The 5,636-nt window shown below is 54.6% G+C and carries 3 rRNA genes; all 3 read right to left on the bottom strand.

The features are described from left to right. Positions 1–35: 35 nt before the first annotated feature. The 3 genes from rrf to IFT79_RS15975 all read right to left on the bottom strand — a co-directional run bounded on the left by rrf (position 36) and on the right by IFT79_RS15975 (position 5,424). A 5S ribosomal RNA gene (gene rrf, locus IFT79_RS15985) occupies positions 36–152 on the bottom strand. Between the two features lie 160 nt (positions 153–312). Next, positions 313–3,435, bottom strand: a 23S ribosomal RNA gene (locus IFT79_RS15980). A gap of 469 nt (positions 3,436–3,904) precedes the next feature. After that, positions 3,905–5,424, bottom strand: a 16S ribosomal RNA gene (locus IFT79_RS15975). Together the 16S, 23S and 5S rRNA genes form the textbook arrangement of a ribosomal RNA operon. Positions 5,425–5,636 lie beyond the last annotated feature (212 nt).

The raw sequence follows: 5,636 nt of genomic DNA, 5'->3' as shown, positions 1-5,636 counted from the left end.
TTCTGGTGTTTCGTGTGCTGTTCGCACTAAAAGGAGTCCGGCGGTGTCCTACTCTCCCACAAGGTCCCCCTTGCAGTACCATCGGCGCTGAGAGTCTTAGCTTCCGGGTTCGGAATGTGACCGGGCGTTTCCCTCTCGCTATGGCCGCCGAAACATTTACCACACACCATCACTGGTGGTGAAGTCTGTTTCAGACCATGCGCCCCATCCGTTACAGGTGTGGCGACTTGTCTGTTGAGTTGTTCCCGACCGTATTTCGGGAACCACATAGTGGACGCAAGCAGCTTTCCCCCACCTCTACAGGGAGGGAGTGTTGTCAAGTTATCGGCTTATTAGTACCGGTCAGCTCCATGGGTCGTTAGTCCCCACTTCCACATCCGGCCTATCAACCCAGTAGTCTAGCTGGGAGCCTCTCACCCCTAAGGGTATGGAAATCTCATCTCGAAGCCGGCTTCCCGCTTAGATGCTTTCAGCGGTTATCCGTTCCGAACGTAGCTAATCAGCGGTGCCCTTGGCAGGACAACTGACACACCAGAGGTTCGTCCATCCCGGTCCTCTCGTACTAGGGATAGATCTTCTCAAATTTCCTACGCGCGCAGCGGATAGGGACCGAACTGTCTCACGACGTTCTAAACCCAGCTCGCGTACCGCTTTAATGGGCGAACAGCCCAACCCTTGGGACCTACTCCAGCCCCAGGATGCGACGAGCCGACATCGAGGTGCCAAACCATGCCGTCGATATGGACTCTTGGGCAAGATCAGCCTGTTATCCCCGAGGTACCTTTTATCCGTTGAGCGACAGCGCTTCCACAAGCCACTGCCGGATCACTAGTCCCGACTTTCGTCCCTGCTCGACTTGTCAGTCTCACAGTCAAGCTCCCTTGTGCACTTACACTCGACACCTGATTGCCAACCAGGTTGAGGGAACCTTTGGGCGCCTCCGTTACTTTTTGGGAGGCAACCGCCCCAGTTAAACTACCCACCAGGCACTGTCCCAGAACCGGATCACGGTTCGTAGTTAGATATCCAAAGTGACCAGAGTGGTATTTCAACAATGACTCCACCTGAACTAGCGTCCAAGCTTCACAGTCTCCCACCTATCCTACACAAGCCACTCCGAACACCAATACCAAGCTGTAGTAAAGGTCACGGGGTCTTTCCGTCCTGCTGCGCGTAACGAGCATCTTTACTCGTAGTGCAATTTCGCCGAGTTCGCGGTTGAGACAGCTGGGAAGTCGTTACGCCATTCGTGCAGGTCGGAACTTACCCGACAAGGAATTTCGCTACCTTAGGATGGTTATAGTTACCACCGCCGTTTACTGGGGCTTAAATTCTGAGCTTCGCTTGCGCTAACCCTTCCTCTTAACCTTCCAGCACCGGGCAGGCGTCAGTCCGTATACATCGTCTTGCGACTTGGCACGGACCTGTGTTTTTAGTAAACAGTCGCTTCCCACTGGTCTCTGCGGCCTTTCCCGCTCCGGGAGTAAATCCCATCACGGTTCCGGCCCCCCTTCTCCCGAAGTTACGGGGGCATTTTGCCGAGTTCCTTAACCACGATTCTCTCGATCTCCTTGGTATTCTCTACCTGACCACCTGAGTCGGTTTGGGGTACGGGCGGCTTGAACCTCACGTCGATGCTTTTCTCGGCAGCATAGGATCACTGATTTCCCCCAATCGGGGTACGCATCGGATCTCAGGCGCATTGACGACGGATTTGCCTATCGTCAGCCCTACATCCTTACACCAGGTTCACCTTACGGATACCATCGCCTGGCTCAGCTACCTTCCTGCGTCACACCTGTTAATACGTTAACCGCACCAGCATGGGGTCGAGCGTTAGACCGGCCGGCATCACCCCGAAGGGATCCACTCAGCCGGGTTAGGACTCTTAGCACCACTGGATTAGCTTGGGCGGTTCTTCGCCGGTACGGGAATATCAACCCGTTGTCCATCGACTACGCCTGTCGGCCTCGCCTTAGGTCCCGACTTACCCAGGGCGGATTAACCTGGCCCTGGAACCCTTGGTCTTTCGGAGGACGGGTTTCTCACCCGTCTTTCGCTACTCATGCCTGCATTCTCACTCGTGTGGCCTCCACGGCTGGTTTACACCGCCGCTTCACTGGCCACACGACGCTCTCCTACCACTCCGTACGACTGAACCACGAAGGCTTGTCTATAATACGAAATCTACAACTTCGGTGGTGTGCTTGAGCCCCGTTACATTGTCGGCGCGGAATCACTTGACCAGTGAGCTATTACGCACTCTTTCAAGGGTGGCTGCTTCTAAGCCAACCTCCTGGTTGTCTATGCAACTCCACATCCTTTCCCACTTAGCACACGCTTAGGGACCTTAGTTGGTAGTCTGGGTTGTTTCCCTCTCGACGATGAAGCTTATCCCCCACCGTCTCACTGCTGCGCTCTCACTTACCGGCATTCGGAGTTTGGCTGACGTCAGTAAGCTTTTGGGCCCCATCGGCCATCCAGTAGCTCTACCTCCGGCAAGAAACACGCAACGCTGCACCTAAATGCATTTCGGAGAGAACCAGCTATCACGAAGTTTGATTGGCCTTTCACCCCTATCCACAGCTCATCCCCTCAGTTTTCAACCTAAGTGGGTTCGGTCCTCCACGACGTCTTACCGTCGCTTCAACCTGGCCATGGATAGATCACTTCGCTTCGGGTCTAGGACATGCGACTGGATCGCCCTATTAAGACTCGCTTTCGCTACGGCTACCCCACACGGGTTAACCTCGCCACATATCGCTAACTCGCAGGCTCATTCTTCAAAAGGCACGCTGTCACCCCTACAAGGAGGCTCCAACGGTTTGTAAGCAAACGGTTTCAGGTACTATTTCACTCCCCTCCCGGGGTACTTTTCACCTTTCCCTCACGGTACTTGTCCGCTATCGGTCATCTGGGAGTATTTAGGCTTATCAGGTGGTCCTGACAGATTCACACGGGATTTCTCGGGCCCCGAGCTACTTGGGATCCCCATTCAGCCAGCGCCAGCATTTCGGCTACGGGGTTCGCACCCTCTATGACCAGCCATTCAAAGCTGTTCGCCTATACTGCGCTGTAACTGTTCCTGTCCGGCAGAACAGGACAACGGGTCCCACAACCCCGACCATGCAACGACCGCCGTCTATCACACATGACCGGTTTAGCCTCTTCCGATTTCGCTCGCCACTACTGACGGAATCACTGTTGTTTTCTCTTCCTGTGGGTACTGAGATGTTTCACTTCCCCACGTTCCCTCTACCCGCCCTATATATTCAGGCGGGAGTCACCAGACATAACGCCTGGCGGGGTTTCCCCATTCGGAAATCCTCGGATCAGGGCTCGATTATCAGCTCCCCGAGGCTTATCGCAGATTTCTACGTCCTTCTTCGGCTCCAGATGCCAAGGCATCCACCGTTTGCTCTTAGAAACTTGACCACAAAGTTGCTGCCAGCCAAAGACTGACAGCTCAGTGTTATCTCATTCGCCAACCACACCCAAAGGGCGGATTGGTCTAAGAAATTGCACTTAGTATCACAAACAACAACCAACCCGAAGGCCGGCCCTGCTTGCGACTAAGATGCTCGCGTCCACTGTGTAGTTCTCAAAATACGGGCGGCACCATGATCACCCTGCGATTGATGCAGGACTTTCATGGCCCAGAGGAAAAACCCCCACACTCAAAAGCATGGGTGCTTGGTCCCTCAGGACCCAACAGCGTGCACGCCCCCCACCTCGAACACCCTCACCTTCCAGACACCCGAAGGTGCCGTACTAGCGCTGATGCTCTCCGCGAAGAGCCATTGTCAATGTTCCACCCATGAGCGCCGGCCGAAGACATTCGCTTCGAAACCGACTTGACTCGTTGACCCCCGTGTATACCGCGGGGCGAGTACATGCTCCTTAGAAAGGAGGTGATCCAGCCGCACCTTCCGGTACGGCTACCTTGTTACGACTTAGTCCTAATCACCGATCCCACCTTCGACAGCTCCATCCACAAGGGTTAGGCCACTGGCTTCGGGTGTTACCGACTTTCATGACTTGACGGGCGGTGTGTACAAGGCCCGGGAACGTATTCACCGCAGCGTTGCTGATCTGCGATTACTAGCGACTCCGACTTCATGAGGTCGAGTTGCAGACCTCAATCCGAACTGAGACCGGCTTTTTGGGATTCGCTCCACCTTACGGTATCGCAGCCCTTTGTACCGGCCATTGTAGCATGCGTGAAGCCCAAGACATAAGGGGCATGATGATTTGACGTCATCCCCACCTTCCTCCGAGTTGACCCCGGCAGTCTCCTATGAGTTCCCACCATAACGTGCTGGCAACATAGAACGAGGGTTGCGCTCGTTGCGGGACTTAACCCAACATCTCACGACACGAGCTGACGACAACCATGCACCACCTGTATACCGACCTTGCGGGGCGACCATCTCTGGACGTTTCCGGTATATGTCAAGCCTTGGTAAGGTTCTTCGCGTTGCATCGAATTAATCCGCATGCTCCGCCGCTTGTGCGGGCCCCCGTCAATTCCTTTGAGTTTTAGCCTTGCGGCCGTACTCCCCAGGCGGGGAACTTAATGCGTTAGCTGCGACACGGAGACCGTGGAATGGCCCCCACATCTAGTTCCCAACGTTTACGGCATGGACTACCAGGGTATCTAATCCTGTTCGCTCCCCATGCTTTCGCTCCTCAGCGTCAGTTACGGCCCAGAGATCTGCCTTCGCCATCGGTGTTCCTCCTGATATCTGCGCATTCCACCGCTACACCAGGAATTCCAATCTCCCCTACCGCACTCTAGTCTGCCCGTACCCACTGCAGGCTGGGGGTTGAGCCCCCAGATTTCACAGCAGACGCGACAAACCGCCTACGAGCTCTTTACGCCCAATAATTCCGGACAACGCTTGCACCCTACGTATTACCGCGGCTGCTGGCACGTAGTTAGCCGGTGCTTTTTCTGCAGGTACCGTCACTTTCGCTTCTTCCCTACTAAAAGAGGTTTACAACCCGAAGGCCGTCATCCCTCACGCGGCGTTGCTGCATCAGGCTTTCGCCCATTGTGCAATATTCCCCACTGCTGCCTCCCGTAGGAGTCTGGGCCGTGTCTCAGTCCCAGTGTGGCCGGTCACCCTCTCAGGCCGGCTACCCGTCGTCGCCTTGGTGAGCCATTACCTCACCAACTAGCTGATAGGCCGCGAGTCCATCCTTGACCAAAATTCTTTCCAACTCCTAGCCATGCGGCTGAAGCTCGTATCCGGTATTAGACGCCATTTCTAGCGCTTATCCCAGAGTCAAGGGCAGGTTACTCACGTGTTACTCACCCGTTCGCCACTAATCCCTGGAGCAAGCTCCAGTTCATCGTTCGACTTGCATGTGTTAAGCACGCCGCCAGCGTTCGTCCTGAGCCAGGATCAAACTCTCCGTAAAAGAAAAAACAGCACAACCGGAATAGGCCATGACTGCTGAATTTGATGCTGACTAAAGAACAAAACAATCTGACGATTGTTGTTGTCCATCAATCTCAAAGAAACCTAAACACCACTCACAACCCCACCAAAGATGAAGCCACAAGCAATGCCAGGGTATAATTTGGCATTTGACAATGTGCACGCTGTTGAGTTCTCAAGGACCAAACGCAC

The organism is Frigoribacterium sp. CFBP 8759 (genome assembly GCF_014841655.1).
Taxonomy (GTDB): domain Bacteria; phylum Actinomycetota; class Actinomycetes; order Actinomycetales; family Microbacteriaceae; genus Frigoribacterium.
The sequence above is the reverse complement of the archived record's forward strand: the minus strand, read 5'-3'. Positions and strand labels throughout refer to the sequence as shown.